The organism is Burkholderia dolosa, assembly GCF_902499135.1.
GTDB classification, from domain to species: domain Bacteria; phylum Pseudomonadota; class Gammaproteobacteria; order Burkholderiales; family Burkholderiaceae; genus Burkholderia; species Burkholderia dolosa.
The window spans coordinates 1-17,066 of the sequence record NZ_CABVPR010000018.1 but is presented as its reverse complement, the minus strand read 5'-3'; the positions used below and the strand labels follow the sequence as shown (position 1 = coordinate 17,066).

At 62.4% G+C, this 17,066-nt stretch carries 13 protein-coding genes; 5 read left to right on the top strand and 8 right to left on the bottom strand.

Translation table 11 applies throughout. The features are described 5' to 3' along the window. Positions 1-77: 77 nt before the first annotated feature. The 3 genes from tssJ to icmH all read left to right on the top strand — a co-directional run bounded on the left by tssJ (position 78) and on the right by icmH (position 2,917). The gene (gene tssJ / locus BUB20358_RS10600) at positions 78-689 is read left to right on the top strand and encodes a type VI secretion system lipoprotein TssJ (protein WP_006765331.1); all 612 of its coding nucleotides are present in this window, start codon (positions 78-80) and stop codon (positions 687-689) included. Positions 690-791: 102 nt separating this feature from the next. Further along, complete coding sequence (gene tssK / locus BUB20358_RS10595) at positions 792-2,138, top strand: type VI secretion system baseplate subunit TssK (protein WP_006765332.1); 1,347 nt, start codon at positions 792-794, stop codon at positions 2,136-2,138. Then, on the top strand, positions 2,135-2,917 hold the full coding sequence (gene icmH, locus BUB20358_RS10590; RefSeq protein ID WP_006765333.1) for a type IVB secretion system protein IcmH/DotU: 783 nt from the start codon (positions 2,135-2,137) through the stop codon (positions 2,915-2,917). Before tssK ends, icmH begins: the two co-directional genes overlap by 4 nt. A 72-nt stretch (positions 2,918-2,989) precedes the next feature. Here the strand turns inward: icmH and BUB20358_RS10585 are convergent, their stop codons facing one another. The 7 genes from BUB20358_RS10585 to BUB20358_RS10555 all read right to left on the bottom strand — a co-directional run bounded on the left by BUB20358_RS10585 (position 2,990) and on the right by BUB20358_RS10555 (position 13,204). Next, positions 2,990-3,298, bottom strand: coding sequence for a DUF7716 domain-containing protein (locus tag BUB20358_RS10585; protein WP_006765334.1), 309 nt, complete (start codon positions 3,296-3,298; stop codon positions 2,990-2,992). A 330-nt stretch (positions 3,299-3,628) separates the two neighbouring features. Continuing rightward, positions 3,629-4,222 carry a hypothetical protein gene (locus tag BUB20358_RS10580; RefSeq protein WP_123806799.1) on the bottom strand — a complete coding sequence of 198 codons (594 nt, stop codon included), beginning with the start codon at positions 4,220-4,222 and terminating at the stop codon, positions 3,629-3,631. A gap of 133 nt (positions 4,223-4,355) precedes the next feature. Then, positions 4,356-4,457, bottom strand: a complete 102-nt coding sequence (locus BUB20358_RS28675) for a hypothetical protein (RefSeq protein ID WP_367646441.1) — start codon at positions 4,455-4,457, stop codon at positions 4,356-4,358. 288 nt (positions 4,458-4,745) lie between these two features. Further along, the gene (locus BUB20358_RS28670; protein ID WP_081293616.1) at positions 4,746-4,949 is read right to left on the bottom strand and encodes an HNH/endonuclease VII fold putative polymorphic toxin; all 204 of its coding nucleotides are present in this window, start codon (positions 4,947-4,949) and stop codon (positions 4,746-4,748) included. Between the two features lie 124 nt (positions 4,950-5,073). Continuing rightward, positions 5,074-5,403 carry a hypothetical protein gene (locus BUB20358_RS10565; protein WP_081293617.1) on the bottom strand — a complete coding sequence of 110 codons (330 nt, stop codon included), beginning with the start codon at positions 5,401-5,403 and terminating at the stop codon, positions 5,074-5,076. Beyond that, entirely contained in the window at positions 5,400-9,971 is a 4,572-nt protein-coding gene (locus tag BUB20358_RS10560) for an RHS repeat-associated core domain-containing protein (protein ID WP_006765335.1), read from the bottom strand. Before BUB20358_RS10560 ends, BUB20358_RS10565 begins: the two co-directional genes overlap by 4 nt. A 56-nt stretch (positions 9,972-10,027) precedes the next feature. Further along, positions 10,028-13,204 (bottom strand): type VI secretion system Vgr family protein, encoded by a 3,177-nt coding sequence (locus BUB20358_RS10555; protein ID WP_006765336.1) that lies wholly within the window; start codon positions 13,202-13,204, stop codon positions 10,028-10,030. 325 nt (positions 13,205-13,529) lie between these two features. On the opposite strand from BUB20358_RS10555, the gene BUB20358_RS10550 reads away from it, so the two are divergent. Beyond that, complete coding sequence (locus tag BUB20358_RS10550) at positions 13,530-14,330, top strand: transporter substrate-binding domain-containing protein (protein ID WP_006765337.1); 801 nt, start codon at positions 13,530-13,532, stop codon at positions 14,328-14,330. Positions 14,331-14,439: 109 nt separating this feature from the next. On the opposite strand, the gene BUB20358_RS10545 is transcribed toward BUB20358_RS10550, so the two are convergent. After that, the gene (locus BUB20358_RS10545) at positions 14,440-14,643 is read right to left on the bottom strand and encodes a hypothetical protein (RefSeq protein WP_006765338.1); all 204 of its coding nucleotides are present in this window, start codon (positions 14,641-14,643) and stop codon (positions 14,440-14,442) included. Positions 14,644-15,273: 630 nt separating this feature from the next. Here BUB20358_RS10545 and BUB20358_RS10540 point away from each other — a divergent pair. Continuing rightward, positions 15,274-16,992 (top strand): beta-galactosidase, encoded by a 1,719-nt coding sequence (locus tag BUB20358_RS10540; protein ID WP_223296914.1) that lies wholly within the window; start codon positions 15,274-15,276, stop codon positions 16,990-16,992. The last annotated feature ends 74 nt before the right edge of the window (positions 16,993-17,066 follow it).

Sequence of the window (17,066 nt, the reverse complement as noted above, 5' to 3'; positions counted from 1 at the left end):
AAGCCGGGCATATGCGAAAAACGCAGAAATACCCGACAGTTTTGACAGCGGAGTAAAGGCGGCACGCCGGAAACATGATGAGATCGCCCATGATTCGCTATGCGCTGCCGCTGATTGCCTGCGCGCTCCTGGCCGGATGCGCGGCCGCCCCGCTGCTCGGCTCGGCCGCGAGCGCGGTGATGCAGGCCGCCGGCGTCGGCAAGCCCGACGTGCCGGACGCGCAGAAGCCGCCGCGCAACATCGGCCTGACGCTCGCCGCGGCGCCGAACCTGAATGCGGCCAACGACAACAAGCCGCTCGCGCTCGTCGTGAGGCTTTATGCACTGAAAGATCCGACGTCGTTCCAGCAGGCGCCGTTCGACGCATTTACCGATCCGACCAAGGAAAAGGCCACGCTCGGCGCCGACTTGCTGAACGTGCGCGAAATCACGCTGATTCCGGGCCAGCGCTATAACGCGACCGAAAAAGTATCGCGCGAGGCGCAGGCATTCGGCGTCGTCGCACTGTTCCGCGATCCGGCGATCCAGCGATGGAAATTGACGTTCGATCCGGCGAAGTCGGAGAAATCCGGCATAATCATCGGCCTGCATAATTGCGCGATGACGGTCACGAACGGCACCGTGATCGCACCGCAGCAAGGTGCGCCTTCGCAACCGCTGAATTTGCTTTCGTCGGTCACGTGCGGTTAAACATGACGCACGAATGTCAATTAACAAGAGTTAACAAATTGACGCTTAATTCGGGCAGGAACGAATCGATTACGTCGCAACGCCACATTAACCGGATTTGACATGAGTTATTCGGCCAAGGTGCTGTGGGGGGAAGGGCTGTTCCTCCGGCCTCAACACTTTCAGCGGCAGGACGCCTACCACGAGGCCCGCCTGTTCGAATCGATCCAGGCGATCCAGCCGTACAACTGGGGCGTGCGCTCGGTGCGGATCGACCGCGACGCGCTCGGCAGCAACGTGCTGCGCGTCGCCGAACTCGCGCTCGTGTTTCCGGACGGCGCGCTTTACGCCGCGCCGCAGGCCGACGATCCGCCGCCGCCGGTCGCACTCGACACGCTGCCCGAGGGCATCAATGAATTCGTGTTCTATCTGGCGCTGCATCCGTTGCGCGAGAACGGCACCAACTACAGCGACGACCCGTCCGCCGGGTTCACGACGCGTTTCGTCAGCGAGCAGACGAGCGTCGCCGACCACTTCACCGACGCGGCCGAAGCCGACATCACGTTCCTGAAGACGCAGGTCAAGCTGATCGCGCACAGCGAGCCGCGCGATCAGTTGCTGTCGATACCGCTCGTGCGCGTGCGCCGCACCGCGACGTCCGGCTTCGAGCTCGACGACAGCTTCGTGCCGCCGTGTCTCGCGATCGACGCGTCGCCGATCCTGCATCAGCGGCTGCGCCAGCTGATCGACGCGCTGCAGGCGAAGGTCAATGCGCTGTACGGTTTCCACCGCGAGCCGTCGAAGAACATCATCGAGTTCCGTTCCGGCGACATCGCGTCGTTCTGGCTGCTGCACACCGCGAATGCCGCGTTCGCGACGCTCGCGCATCTGCATCAGCACGCGGCGCTGCATCCGGAGCGGCTGTTCCAGGAGCTGCTGCGCCTCGCCGGCCAGCTGATGACGTTCTCGAAAGGCTATACGCTCGCCGATCTGCCCGTGTATCGCCACGACGATCCGGGCCCCGGCTTCGCGCGTCTCGACGTGATGCTGCGCGAGCTGCTCGACACCGTGATCTCGACGCGCTACTTCGCGATCACGCTCGACGAGGTGCGTCCGTCGTTCCATCTCGGCCGCCTCGATTCGGGCAAGATCGACGACAAGACGGAGTTCTATCTCGCCGTGTCCGCCGACATGCCGAGCGTCGAACTCGTCGATGCAGTGCCGGCCCGCTTCAAGGTCGGCGCGCCCGACGACGTCGACAAGCTCGTGCTGTCCGCGATGCCGGGCGTGCGGCTGTCGTATACGCCGCAGGTGCCGCCGGCGATTCCGGTACGACCGGGCGCGTGCTACTTCGCGCTCGATTCGCGCGGTGCGCTGTATGAGCGCATGCTGCAGGCCCAGTCCGCGATGATCTATGCGCCGACTGGCATCAACGACCTGAAATTCGAACTGATCGCGGTCACATCATGAGCTACGCGCCTTCCCTGTTCGGCGACAACGCGCCGGCCTCGCTGCATACCCCCGCGTCGACCGACGCCGCGTTTCAGGCGCGGTCGCTGCTCGACCTGCTGTACGACGGCTTCTTCATGCTGTTCCTGCTGAAGAACGGCCGCGAGCCGGCCAGCGCGAGCGAGTTCAGCACGCGGATCCAGGAATTTCTGTCGGATTTCGAGCGCGGCGCGAAGAAGCTGAACATCGCGGCCGAGGACGTATATGCCGCGAAGTTCGCATACTGCGCGGCCGTCGACGAGATGGTGCTGTCGTCGCAGTTCAAGATCCGCGCGGACTGGGAGCGCCGGCCGCTGCAGCTCGTGCTGTTCGGCGAGCAACTCGCGGGCGAGAAGTTCTTCCAGTATCTCGAGGAGTGCCGCGCGCAGGGCGCAGCCCGGCTGCAGTCGCTCGAGGTGTTCCATATGTGCCTGCTCCTCGGATTCCGCGGCAAGTATCTGCTCGAAGGGCCGGAGAAGCTTGCTTATCTGACTGCGCGGCTCGGCGACGAAATCGCGCACATGAAAGGCAAGCGCGCGCCGTTCGCGCCGCATTGGCCGCTGCCCGATCAGATCGCGCATCGGTTGAAGCGCGAGGTGCCGGTGTGGGCGATCGGCGCGGTGTTCGCGCTCGTCGCGCTGCTCGGGTATCTGGGGCTGAATACGTATCTGAAAGACAAGACGCTGCAGGCGCTGGCGCCGTATTCGCAGGTGATCAAGGTCGGGCCGGAGTCGGCGAATTTGACGATTTCGTTGCCCTGAGGCTGCGCTTCTTCCAGCGCTGTTGAGGACCGCTCGGCGGTCCTTTTTTACTGTGCCGCCCGGCGCGCTTCGTCAGAGCAGAATGAAGTCGTCGTTGTCGACGTAGAACACGAACGCATCGAACAATTGCACCACGCTCGGTTCGTCGACTTGGTCGTGTGCGTTGATCACGATCTGCTCGATCGTCGTGCTGTTCAATGTGATGCGCCAGCGGGGTTGCGGTGCCGCGACGTCGGCTTCGGCCTGCTTCCTGTCCTCGATAAATTCGCCCTCGGTGTCGGGCGTCCATGGCATCGGCGGCAGGCAAAGCCATCCGGAGAAATCGCCAGGGTGTTCAAGAACGTGTTTCAGCGACACGGCGGTCGAGACGGCGGTCAACATGGGGCGCGCGGTTGAAATCTGGACAAGTACGGGTTACGTGGCGCCGACATGTTAGCGGCAAACGGCACTTTTGTTTGCCGTCATTGCCTGTGAGGGCTGCGGGACGGACCGCCAGGCGCGTCTTCCGCGCGCCTCGCTGCCCGCTTTTGCAGTAATGGTGGCCGTTATAGACCGTTGCCCGTTATACGGACCGTCTCGGATGACGGACAGTCCTTCCACGAGATTGCCAGCCGGCGATTTGACTTCATCCTCGGCGAGCGCCGGTTGAAGCCGTCCCACTCGTATTCCTGCCGCCCGCCGGTGTCCTCGGTGCGACGGTAACGAACAGCACTATCCATCGACCATGCTCATGAATACATCAGTTTGTGCGCTCGATAGCCATTGACTCACTCGTTGCCGCAATTCGACTAGGAAATCGGACCGAATGGCGAACGTATCGTCGTAAACGTTCTTCGAGTATTTCGTGATAAAAAGGTCGCACCAAATTTGCAAGACAACGGCAAACGTCGCTATGTCGGCTGAGACAGGGTTGGCCTGCCATGAGCCCGCGCCATGGCGGGCAAAAAGAATAGTGCAGGTGCTTTTGTCGAACTCCCCGATAATCGGGTCTCCACTTATCTGTCCAAGCACGAGCCATTCATCCTTCCAGTCGGGCAAGACCTTTCCAGAGGCATCGACGCGATATCCGATCTGCCCGCTCTCCAACGTCATCTGGCTTCCGTACAAGTGAAGCTCCTCCGCGGACCAAGGAATTCTCAGATCGGCTCCCTGCAAGGCCGACGTCCAAGTGGCAATTTCCTTGCTCTCAAATAATGTCGATGCGGTCGGTGCGGTCACCTGATGAGCTACATCTCCGTGCGCACCGATAATCTCACGCACCCGAAGAAAAGCTCCATTTTCGCCCTTCATTTCAAATAAGCTCATGATGTGGACCAGTCATTTGGCGGCAATTCATTGCTCCGGCAGTCTCGCAATCATGTACTCCAGCCTGCATGACGTGCCGCGGGATAAAAGTTCCCGGCACGTTGCCTCGGCCCCGAGGCGCTCCAGATATCGATTAAGGGCTGTCGATGTGACCGTAGGTCACGCTCTCAATATGAATCCAATCGCATGAAAATTCCAGAACAGCTTGGCTCCCACAAGCGAATCGGACTGACACCCGCTCGTCAACATCTTTTAACTCCACTTCGTCGATGACATTTTGCTGTCCCTATCGAGAAAACACGAGCTCTGCCGTGCCAATAAACGCAACCGCAATATAAATCCCATCATAATTCTTCGGTCATCTCGCAGGAGGCGTTATTGCCCCGCTTCGTTACCAGCTTAACCAAAATTCTCGGCTCATCTCGCGCAACTCGAACCTCAGTTGACTCCGCACCAACAAACGAAGGAAGTTCTCCATAAATTGAAGCAATCGCCTGGGGATTTATTATTCTCGTCGTCATATTCACTTCCTATTCCGACAGTTGAAGTAGTAGAGGTCGTCCATGCCGCCCACCTTAACCGTCCGACTGTTTTCTTCGCGCCGAACGTTGTGGTGGGGCGGTTGATCTCCAACGCCACTCTGATTGCAACAATGACCTGCCGAGTGACTCAGAATAATCACGAAATGATGCGTCGTTGAGCCTAATGTGACGAGGCATCTCGACATCGAACGATGGTCTGCCCAGCGTCAAACCCAGCGAGCACGTCCACCGCTCCTTCAACTTCGTCGGTCGCAAGATTTCTGTCTCGTCGAGATATCGCCAAGGGCCACTGCAAGTAGCCCTTGACGTCTAATTATTAGCCTTGATGCGAAATGCGTCCTTCAGCGTTACTTCATCGCCCAAATCGCCATCTTCGAAGCATCTAACGACCCCACTACCCAATGCTCGTTGCATTAAATTGTACAAAGTCACTGATCTAAAATTAACTTCCAACCACACCGATCGATCGCCATCTTGAGTCAGCCTAACATCATACTCAGCCTGACTCTGTAGCTCTCGATCCTTCAAGCAGACGCCCTGTGCTTGTGCCTTTATGCAGGCATCACTCGACTTCAATGAATCTATAACATGCTGCACTAAATCAGCATCTTCAAACACCAATCTATATTCGTAACTCATGATCCGTGAGGCCTCCCTCGAACGGTTGGGAAATCAGCAGGATTGCGGATACCAATGTGCGTCTCATTCGGATCCAGCGACACAAACCCACGATCATTAAGTTGATTTCCTGCAGGATCTTCCTTGTGGACGTGCGCGTTATTTCCCGATCTATAAGGACAAGGACACTTGTTGCCGTATTTGTGAACTCGGACCTCCGATCCATCCACATGCTTCCAAGTCTCGTTTACGCCATTGTCTTTCGTTTTGGTGAAACCCGCATCATTCAGTACTGACCCGACGCGCGGTACACTTCGCCCTTTCATCCGTGGCAAATCGGATGCAGCAGACAGCCCGAACGGGTCGATCCAGCTTATCGGACTCGGCGCGTACTGGTAGACGTTGATCCCACCAGCCAGTCCGATCGGATCCTTAGAGATGAATCGCCCACTGCTCGGATCATAGTATCGATACCGGTTGTAATGCAGCCCCGTCTCGCCGTCCTCTTGCTGCCCCTGAAACCGCAATGGATTCCTCGGTACGATCTCCGCCGCTTTCGACGCGCGCGCAATCACTTCCCGCGCTTCGCCCCACGCCTCGTACGACGCCTCCCAAACGACGTCTCCGTCGTCGTCCGTCAGCAGTTGCGGCGTGCCGATCTGATCGCAGTGGTAGTAGAACAGCTTCGCGTCCGACCGTCGCTCGGGCACTTTCTGCAGCGGATCCTCCTCCGGCACATATCGATCCGTGCTCGTCCACTCCGGCGTCTCGATTCCATCGACCGCCTCCGCCACATACTGCACCAGCGGCACGAACGTACCCGGCTCGTACAGATAGTGCGTCCCGCGCGCGCCATCGCTCTCGTACGCCAGCGTATCGCCATCCCACCCGAACACCGTTCGCTCGCCGTTCACCTCCTTCGCGATCCGGCGACCGAACGGATCGTAGAAATACCGCGCCAAACTGTGCCGCGACGTCTCCGCAACCCGCGCCGACAACAGCCGGTTAAACCCGTCCCACTCGTACTCCTGCTCGCCCGCAGGTGTCCGCTTGCGCACCAGATTGCCGCGCGCGTCGTATTCGAAGTGCATCCCTGCATAGGACTTCAGCAGATTGCCCAGCACCTTCGGCACCTGCGCCGGCAACGTGCTTTCGGGCCGCACCGGGTTCGGCCTCGACACCGGCGCCTCGCTCGATCGCACCGGATCGACGATGTTGCTCGCCGGATCGAACGCGAACCGTTCCGTCGCGACCGGGCTGATCGCCTCGATCAGCCGGCCGACCGGATCGTACCGGTAGTCGGTGCCGCCCTTGCGGCTGTCCTCGATCCGCGACAATTGCCCCGCCGCGTCATAGCGATACCGCCGCTCGGCAAGCGGCGCGGGCGACGCGGATCGTCGAATCGTCTGTTGCAGCACGCGTCCCGCCGCGTCGTAATGCGTACGTTGCGCGACCTTGCTCGACAGCATCCGCGCCGTCTCGCGATGCAGGTCGTCACGCTCGAACTGGACGCGCTCCTCGCCGTCCAGGAGCATCCCGTGTACGTGCCCGGAACCGTACATCAGCCAGTCGACGACGTGGCCGTCCGGCCGGACCGTCCGACGCCGGTTGCCGAGTTCATCGTATTCGTGATGCCACACATAGCTGCGCCGTTCGCCGAACAGGTCGTACGCGTGATGTTCGCGGACGAGATTGCCGACCGGATCGAAGAAAAACTGCAGGCGGCTGTACCGGTTCACCGCTTCGATCAGTCGCCCGCTCCGGTCGTACGCAAACCTCTCGTCGCTGTCGCCGGATACGCGCTTCAGCAGCCGGCCGTTCGCGTCGAGATCCATCGACGTCACGCAGCCGGCTTCGTCGACGGACACGAGGCTGCCGCTTTCGTTGTCGTACTGATAACGCGTCGACTTGCCGTCGAAGCTGATTTCTTCGACCAGACGTCCCGCAGGATCGTAGTGGAACCGGTACGTCGCAAAGTTCGCATCGGTCAGCGCGGTCAGCCGCCCGAGACGATCGTAGCGATACGCAATCGTCTGTCCCAGCGCATCCGCGCGGCTGGCGACGCGCCCGGCGGCGTCATAGCTGTATCGCGTCGACCGGTTCAGCTGATCGGTGTGCCGCAGCAGCCTTCCCTCGGCGTCGTACTGCACCTGCTCGACACCGGCCGGCGAACGAATTTCCGCCAGTTGACCGTTCGCGCCGTAACCGTAGGCGATCGCGCCACCGGACGCATCCTTGGTCTCGATCACGCGGCCGATGTCGTCGTACCGCCACTCCATCTTCTTTCCGGAGCAGTCCGTGTAGCCCGTGAGCTGACCGGCGTCGTTGTATTCGAGCATCTTCGAGCCGCCCTTCGCGTCGACGATCTGCGTCGGCAATCCCTTGTCGTTGTACGCATATTTCGTCGTGCGCCCGAGCGGATCGAGCTCCTCGACGAGATTGCCGGCGTCGTCGTACTTGCGTTGCCACACGTGCCCGTTCGGATCGACGAGCCGGATCATCTGATCCTTGTCGTCGTATGCCATCTCGACGATGCTGCCGTCCGCGCGTTCGTGCCACGTACGGTTGCCACGCGCGTCGTAACGCATCTGCTCGATACTGCCGTCCTGCAAGATGTGGAGCGTCAGATCGTTGTGCTCGTCGCGCCGGAACCATTCCTCGGTTCCGTCCGGATACGCGATCCGGTAAACGTACCCGCGGACGTTGTAGTAGTAGCGCGTCACCTGACCAAGCGCGTCGGTCACGTAGGTCAGCCGGATGTTCGGATGCCACGAAAGGCGGATGTCGAGGCTGCCGTCGTCCGCGTACTCGTGTACGCACTTGGCGTGCGCGTTGTCGTCCGCGTCGGCACCGTCCCATTCGAGCGTCATTCCGCGCCCCGTACGGTCGGTATAGCGCGTGACGAGGTGTCGACGGTACTCGTAGCGCCAGCTGTTGCCGTGCCGGTCGGTCGCCCGCACCAGGTCGCCCGCTTCGTCGTACGCATAAGATGCCAGTGCGCGACGCTTGCCGTCCTCCAGGACTTGCTCGATCGATACGATCCGCCCGTGCTTGTCGTGCTCGAACGACAGCACGTTGCCGCCGGCATCGATCAGTCGCGCCACGCGATCGAGCGCATCGTAGTCGAGCGTGATCGTATTTCCCGCACGGTCCTTCTGCATTGCGAGGCGGAACGCGGTGCCGCGCCGCTCATACACGAGCAGTACGTCGTGACCGTATGCGATCGTCGCCCACGTCTCGTCGAGGCGCGACAGCGTCAGGTTTTCCGCGAGATCGTCGTGCACGCCGCCGACTGCAAGGGCCGGATATTCAATGCTGCGTCCGCTGGCGTCGCGGTAGAACCAGGTGTCGCCTTCGACATCGATGCGGGTTGTGTACGGCGTGAGCCACCGCGCGCCGAGTTCGCCGTCGTCGTATGCGGACAGGCGCGAGCGATACGTTCGCGCCCATACGAGCGGAAGCGCGCCGGGCAATTCGAAGTCGGTATGCGTAAACGTCTCGTCGCCGAACGCGAAATCGATCGAGCCGGGCGAAGCGATCGGACAGCCTTTGCACGGGCTCGCACCTGCACCGGCCGCCTTCGTCTCTTGTCCGATTGCACCGAGCGGCTGCTGCGGACGCTCGTGCTGTGCTTGCCCCTTGCCGCCGGGCGGCACGTCCGCCGCCCTTTCATGCAGCTTCGCTCGCGCGCGCACGCGAGCCACGGCCTCGAGCAGCTGCGCGATGAGCCACAGCATCTTGCCTTCTTCGCTGCCGTTCAAATCGCGGATCGCCTTCGCGACTTTCGGCGCTTCGGTCTTCAGGAACGCGACGATGTCGCGGAACGGTTGCAGCCACGAGTCCGGCGCGAGTTTCGCGGCCGTCCCGGCCACCGCGTTTCCGGCTTCCTTCCCCAGCGCGACCGAGCCTTCGTAGCCGTACTCGATCGCGTCGACCACGAGCATCGGGTTGTACCAGGACCGTTCGTCCATTTTTCGGGCGATCTGCTCGGTGCGCCGCACGTTCCCGCTGCTGTCGAAAAGCTGCCCCTGCAGCGCGAGTTCGAGTCCGTTCGCGATGCCGACCATCAGTTCCTGCGCTTTCGCCGCGCAGTCGTTGAGCAGCTCGACGAGGACTTGCTGCAAGGTCTTCAGAAAGCTCTCGATCTCGCTCGCCGCCGCGGCATTGACGTGCGTGACCAGCACGGAAATGAGCGCCGCCCCGAGGTTGCCGCGCGACACGAGCAACTGGTTGCGCACGAGCGCCAGCAACGGACGCGCCGACATCCGGAACGACGCCAGCGGCGGCGGAACCGGAATGACGCCGATCAAGTTGATTGCAAGTCCAAGGTAATCGAGCAAGTCGGCGCTGCGCTTCTCGATGATCGTCACGATGTCGCACACCGCGTCGTAAAACGCCATCAGGTTACCGATGATCGGCACTGCGCTCGCGACGGTTTTGAGATCCTCGAACGAAATGTGATTGCCGCTGATGCTGAGCAGCCACTGATTGATGCGATCGCCCCCCGCCGCGACATCCTTCGTCGAAATGTCGCTGAGCCAGGAAACGGCCTGTTCCCTCTCGGCACCCGGTGGAAGTTCTTGTCCCATGTCGTTGTTCGTTCGATTCGCGATTCGTTGTGCTCGACGGCTAACACGCCGCCCTCTCAGGATTGCAGCGGTCCGCCGAAGCCGCTCGTCGGCAGTTTGATGCCGCTGACCGCAGTGGACGCGACCGCCGTGGCGCCCTTGCCCGCGACGCCACCGACGTCGGGCAACGCGTGCTGCAGCGCGCCGGACGCCGCGTTCGCAGCCGGCATCGCCAGCGCAGCGAGTCCGCCTTGTCTTGCGGCCTGCACCATCCCGGCCACCTGCCTCGCGGCGCCGCTCAGGCTCGACGCCGCCTGTATCGCCGAGGCGGCGCCCGCGCCGCCGACCGCAGTCGCCGCGGCCGGCAACGCGGAGCTCGCCAGCCCACCCAGCGCAGCGCCCGCACCGCCGCCGCTCGCCAAGCCCATCGCTGCGGTCGCGGCGGCAGGCGCCAACCCTTGCAACTGGCTCGCAAGCTGCCCCGTCGCCGCAACCTGTGCGGCTTCGGGCGAAGGCGCAACAGGCTCGACCGGCCACTGCGGGTGCTTGAAGTAGTTCGCCGGTTGATCGGACTCGCGCGGCTCCTTCCCGAACTCGACACGCACGGCGCCGGGCGGCAGCCCGCTCACGACCGTATAGCCGCTGTTGTCGAGCGCGCCCTTCTTCAGCACGGCGCCATTCACGTCTCTCACCGTGAACAGTCCGCCCTTGACCGCCTCGCCGTTCGCGTACTTGTGAAACAGCTCCAGTTGCCCCGGCTGGTCCGGCCGCGGGCTCGGAAGCGGATAGCCCATGCTCGCCGGCCCGGCGAACGTATGCGATGCGCCCTTCACGTCGATCTTCCCGGGCGCATGCACCTCGATGTTTCCATCCTTGATACGGATGTACGCGCCGCCGCTCGTCAGCAGAATCCCCTGATCGGCCGCGATCTCGATCCGATCGGTGGCGGATACCACCTTCACCGCCTTCTGTGCGGTCACTTCCACGTTGTCCGACTGCGCCTGGATCTCCACCTTGCCCTTGCCCGCGAACAGCTTCATCCCCGCGTTCTGCACGAACAGACTCAGCTTCTGACCGATGCTCGCAATCAGCGATTTACCCGCCGCGACGTGCACGCTCTGCCCGGTCGCGACGTTCACGTGATCGTTCGCGACCAGGTGCACCGACTGCTGCGTCGACATTCCGATCCCCGACGGGCTGCCGAACAGCATCACCGGCTCCTTGAACGCATTCGCGCTGCCCGTTCCGCCGCCCGCCGTGCGCCCGCCCGACGCATTGCCCGACACGCTGCTTTGCGTCGCATCGGCGAACGCGCGCATCGCGTCGTGCGCTTCCTTCAGGCTTTCCGCCTGATGCTGTTCGCTCACGCTCGACATCGCCTCGAGCAGGCCCTCGCCCGTCACCAGTTGCTGCTGTGCTTCCTTCACGTCCAGCGGCTGGCTGTTCGGCGCTTTCGGGTGCGTAGTCACGTACAGCCCTTGACTGGCCCGCACCGCGCCGTACGCGTCCGAGCGCAGATCGAACCCGCTGCCCAGGTACGACCCGCGCGCATTGCCGTTCTGGTCGATGATGTAGCCCAGGTGCAGCAGGCTGTTCGCGGTGCTGCTCATCAACTGCACACGGTTCTGCCCGGTTGCGTCGTCCATTACGAGCTGGTTGTAGCCGCTGCCCGCGTATTCCTTCGATCGATACCCGGACAGGATCCCGTCGCTATGCCACTGCGGCCGCTTCGCGCCGTTGTATACACGGCCCACGACCAGCGGCCGATCGCAGTCGCCGCCGACGTAGTCGATCAGCACTTCCTCGCCGATACGCGGCACGTGCACGCCGCCGTAGCCGCCGCCGGTATCCGACTGCACGACGCGCATCCAGCACGACGCGTTCTCGTTGCCCGGATTGACGCGGTCCCATACGAACTGCACGCGAATCCGGTTCAGCTCGTCCGTATAGACTTCCTCGCCCGGCGGCCCGACGACGATCGCCGTCTCGAGATGCATTTTCGGCTTCTCGTGTTCGAACGCGCTGCGATACGGCACGCTCGCGCGCTGCGCTTCCACTTCGACGAGATAGAAGCCCGCCGAGCCGTCCGCATGCGGCACACGAAACGCCGGGTCGGCGCCATGGCGTTCGCTCGCGTGCGCGAGCACATCGCGCAGGCTGTGCGGAAAGTCGGCGCCGCCGGTCGCGACCGGCAGATTGTTCTCGATCCACCATGCGACTTCGATTGTTGCGAACTCGCGCTGATCGGCCGGATCGCGATCGTGTTCGGGATGATCGGCCAGCGTGAAGCGGCGGCCCGCATCGATCGCACGCACGCCACCCGCGCCATGAAAGCGCTTCGCCTGCGACTCCCATTGCTCCATGCGAATCTTCGTCAGATGATCGCCGCGCGATTGATCGAGGTATGTGTACGCACCGGTGTACTCGTACACCTGCAATTGATCGGGCAGTTCGCCCTGGCCGCCCATCGTCGGCAAAGACGTACCCTTCGGGTTCGATGGCTGCGATGGATTTTTGTAGTCGAACGTGCGCGTCGTGCGCGTCACGCTTTGCAGCGTGCGCGTGCCCGACCACTGCGTGAACGCGTCGATCTCGCTCGCTGCTCCGCCGCGATAGAAGCGAACCGTTTGCGGCGACAGCGGCGCGAACGCCTGCAGGTTGTCCGTGATCACCAGCGTGTGCGACTTGCCATCGTCCGCCTGCTGCCATGCGCAGTACAGGCCCTCGTCCTCCATCAAGCGATGCATGAAGTTCCAGTCCGTTTCGCTCTGTCGCGTGTACGAGCGGACCGGCAGCGGCTTCGACAGCGCGAACCGGAAATGCCCTTGCGCCTGCGGATGGCGATTCAGCACGTCGGAGATGATCTGGTCGACCGCCGTGTCGCTCCAGATGCGCTGATCGCGGCGAAACTTCAGGAAATGGGTGAAATCCGCGAAGGTAAGCTGGTACGTCGTCAGCCCGCCGTCGGCGCCGAGCCGCCGCGCGGTATGTACGTAGCCGTTGATCGGCCGATAGCTGCGATCGCCTTGCTGGAGCCACAACGTGACGGGATGCGCGATCAGTTTTTTAAGTTCCAGACCGCCATCCGCCGCCAGCAGGTCGAGCGTGAACTCGTACGCGCGTCCGATGCGCGAGCGGCCCGCCGCGCGCTGCACCGTCAGTACGTCGGCTCCCAACGGCGTATCGAGCTTCAACAGCCGGTCCTGCTGAAGCAACCCGCCGCGCAATGCGGCTATCGTGTTCTGCATGTTCATGGCTACGGCCTTTTCTTCTTTTGGCGCGCCCTCGGACGGCGCGAGCGTTCGACTTCGCTCGCGCGATTTTACATATAAATTTCGGCGTTTCTCGTAAAACTGACGCGATTTAAAAGTGCGTCATCCGGGGTTTCGAAAGCGTTTCCGGTACACCGGTTACCTCGACCCGGCAGCCCTCTCCCGCCGCTGAAATCGATTGCAATCAGGGCCAATTCGACTTTCGGCGCGGCGCGGTTGCGAGTAGGGTCCTACGTGCACGTATTGCGGCCGGCCCTTGGCCGGTGCCCGGCCCTTTCCCACACCACACGGAAACTGGAGATCTGCAATGAAACGTTCGAAGTTCCTGCTGTCGGGCCTGCTGCTCGCGTCGGCCCTCGGTTTTACCGCCGTCGCCGCGCATGCCGAAGACCTGCTCGATTCGGTGAAGAAAGCCGGCGTCCTGCGCGTCGGCCTCGAAGGCACGTATCCGCCGTTCAACTCGCGCGGCACGTCGGGGCAGCTCGAAGGTTTCGACGTCGACGTCGCGAATGCGGTCGCCGGCAAGCTGGGCGTGAAGACGCAGTTCATTCCGACCGAATGGAGCGGCATCATCGCGGGCCTGCAGGCCGGCAAGTTCGACGTGATCGTGAACCAGGTGACGATCACGCCGCAGCGCAAGGAAGCGCTCGACTTCAGCGAGCCGTACACGTATTCCGCCGCGCAGCTGATTCAGCGCAAGGACGACAAGCGCGACTTCAAGTCGCTCGAAGACTTCAAGGGCAAGAAGCTCGGCGTGACGCTCGGCACCAACTACGACCAGATGGCGCGCAGCGTGCCGGGTATCGAGGTGCAGACGTATCCGGGCGCGCCGGAGAAGCTGCGCGATCTCGCGGCGGGCCGCATCGAGGCGACGCTCGACGATCGGCTGATGCTGCCGTACATGATCAAGACGTCGAATCTGCCGCTGCGCGCAGGTGCGGTGCTGAACGGCGGCAAGCAGGAAATGGCGATCCCGTTCCGCAAGGGCAATCCGAAGTTCGAGAAGGCGATCAACGATGCGCTGGAGTCGCTGCGCAAGGACGGCACGCTGAAGAAAATCTCGATGCACTGGTTCGGCAGCGATGTGACGGTGCCGGTCGCGCAGTAAGCGTTTCGAGTCGCCGGGGTGACGGGTCGAGGCGGTGTTTCGCGGCGTCACGCGCTTCGTTGTGCCGCTTCGACGACGAGCGCGCGACGCGTGAGGCTGCCGCGCTCCGTCACGCCGCTTCGTCGAAACGTGCGAGCAGCATCTGTCCGATCGGCGTGAGCGCCGGGCGCGCGGCGACCGCGCTCACGCGCATCTGCGTGTGGTCCACCAGCTGCTTTTCGACGAGCACGGCAAACGCCGGATTCGTCGGGTCGACGCTGTCCGGCGCACGGGCGACGCGCAGCAGCATCGAAAATTCATGCGGGCTCAACATGGTTGCCGTCTCCTGATCGACTGCGATCCGGCGCGGATCGGTGTCGATCGTGTTGTAGGGTGAAATGGGCAATGCCGGTCGCATGGGCATGCAGGCCAGGAACGCGGTTTCGAGCGACCGGTGACCGTTCTGACGCTCGTCGGCGGAGGACGCCTATAACCGTGGCCCGGACTGAGGGCGGCGACGAGAAGGTCCCACAGTATGGGCAGATCGTGACGGCGACGTGACAGGAAAACGGGGCGCAACGGCGGTGCGATAGTGCCGTTTCAGGCGAAGTGTGGCTGTTGCGGAAATTCCGTAACCCGTTCTTCGGTTGGGTGCCGCTGGAGGCCATGTCCGAGCGACCCGAGTGAGTACAAATCGTTTGAAGCTCTCGGCGGTTCCGAGCCGTGGCCGATTTCCCAATGGCGGTTTCCGCATTCTTCTCGGCGTTATACGGCAGCGCTTCACGTTCAATTGGAAACGCAGTCCGAGGTAGCCGATACGGACACCAACGCCCAAACGAAAGAAGCGCATTCATAAGATAATGTCGCGCGATTGAAAGGCGAGCCGGGGCCGGCGCGACCACCAACAAGAAGAAGCGGACCACAAGTTTTGAACAGACGGAATTTTTTGACAGCGGCGGCGCTGATGCCGCTGCTCGGGGCATGCGGTCGCGATCAAGTGGCCGCGAAATTTGAGCCGCGGCAGATTCTCTCGGCGCCTTTGCCGAACGACGGGCGCCACCACGAGCTGACCTTCGGCGACGATGGCGTAACGTTCCTGCTCGACGGCGCACCGTTCCAGATTCGTAGCGGGGAAATGCACCCAGCGCGAATCCCGCGCGAGTACTGGCGACATCGGATTCAGATGGCGAAGGCGATGGGCATGAATACCATCGCCGTGTACATCATGTGGAATTTTCACGAGACGGCCGAAGGCAAGTTCGACTTCGATACGGACCGGCGCGACGTTGACGCGTTTATCCGGCTCTGCCAGGACGAAGGCATGTGGGTGCTGCTGCGTCCGGGCCCGTACATCTGCGGCGAGTGGGACCTCGGTGGCATTCCGGCGCGCCTGCTCGCGCATGACGACATTCAGCTTCGTGTTGGATCGCACTGCGACCCTCGCTTCATGGCAGCGGCACGTGCGTACATCGCGGAGCTCGCGCCGCGCGTTCGGCCGCTCATGTCGGCGAGCGGCGGACCGATCCTCATGCTGCAGATCGAGAACGAGTATGCGAGCTACGGCAACGATGTCGCTTACCTCGAAGAGATCCGCCAGGCGTGGATCGACAGCGGCATCGCCGGCCCGTTCTTCACCGACGACGGTGTCAAGCAGCTGCAGGAAAACCGCACGGCGCTAGACGGATGCGCGATCGGCCTGAGTGGACCGAAGGCGCACGACATCGCGAAGATTCGCGACCTGTTCCCCGGCTCGACCGTCATGGGCGGAGAGCTGTATCCCGGCTTCTTCACGCATTGGGGCGATCAGAAGTTTCAGGGAACCGACGCGGACATTTCGCGCGAACTGGCCGATTTTATGAAGTACGGCCTGTCGTTCAGCATTTACGTGATTCATGGCGGAACGAGCTTCGGCTTCACGGCCGGCGCGAATCTCGATCAGGAGACCGCCGAGTATCAACCCGACATCACCAGCTACGACTACTACGCACCGATCGACGAGCAAGGCCGCGCGACGGAGAACTTCATCCGGTATCGCGAACTGATCCAGGCGCACCTGCGCGACCCACTACCGCCCGTGCCGGCCGCGCCACGGACGCTCGAGCTCGCCGGCGACTACGCATTGAATCCGTATCTGTACGCGTCGGTGTGGGACAACCTGCCGCCTGCCGTGGTAACCGCAGACGCGCCCCGGCCTATGGAGGCACACGGTCAGCACTGCGGCTTCGTCCTCTACCGCCATGACGAGCTGCGTGGAGTCGGCGGACCGCTCGCCGCGCGCGGCGTGCACGATTATGCGACCGTGTTCGTGGACGGCTCATATGTAGGGGCAATTGCGCGACCGAAGATGCCGCGCTATCTCGCCGACGGACTACGTGCGGTGCGAGACGGGGACGACGTCGAGCTTCCGGACAACGGAAACACGCCGGACGTGCTCGTCGAAGGCATGGGCCGAGTGAACTACGGCTACGACCTGATCGACCGAAAAGGCATCACGGCAACGGTTCGGTTGGGCGAACGCCCGCTGCAAGGCTGGAAGACGTATGCGCTGCCGATGGACGACGCGTATATCGCGGGACTGCAGCCGCGCTGCACCGATCCCGATCGGCCGGGCCTCTTTTTCAAGGCAACGCTGATGCTCGATTCGGTCGGCGATACGTTCCTGGACATGCGCGACTGGATCTGACCTTCCCCCTCCAAAGTATCCCACTGTAAAGTTAGTGGCGAGGCCGCAGGAGAAACCTTGTCATGAAGAAATCG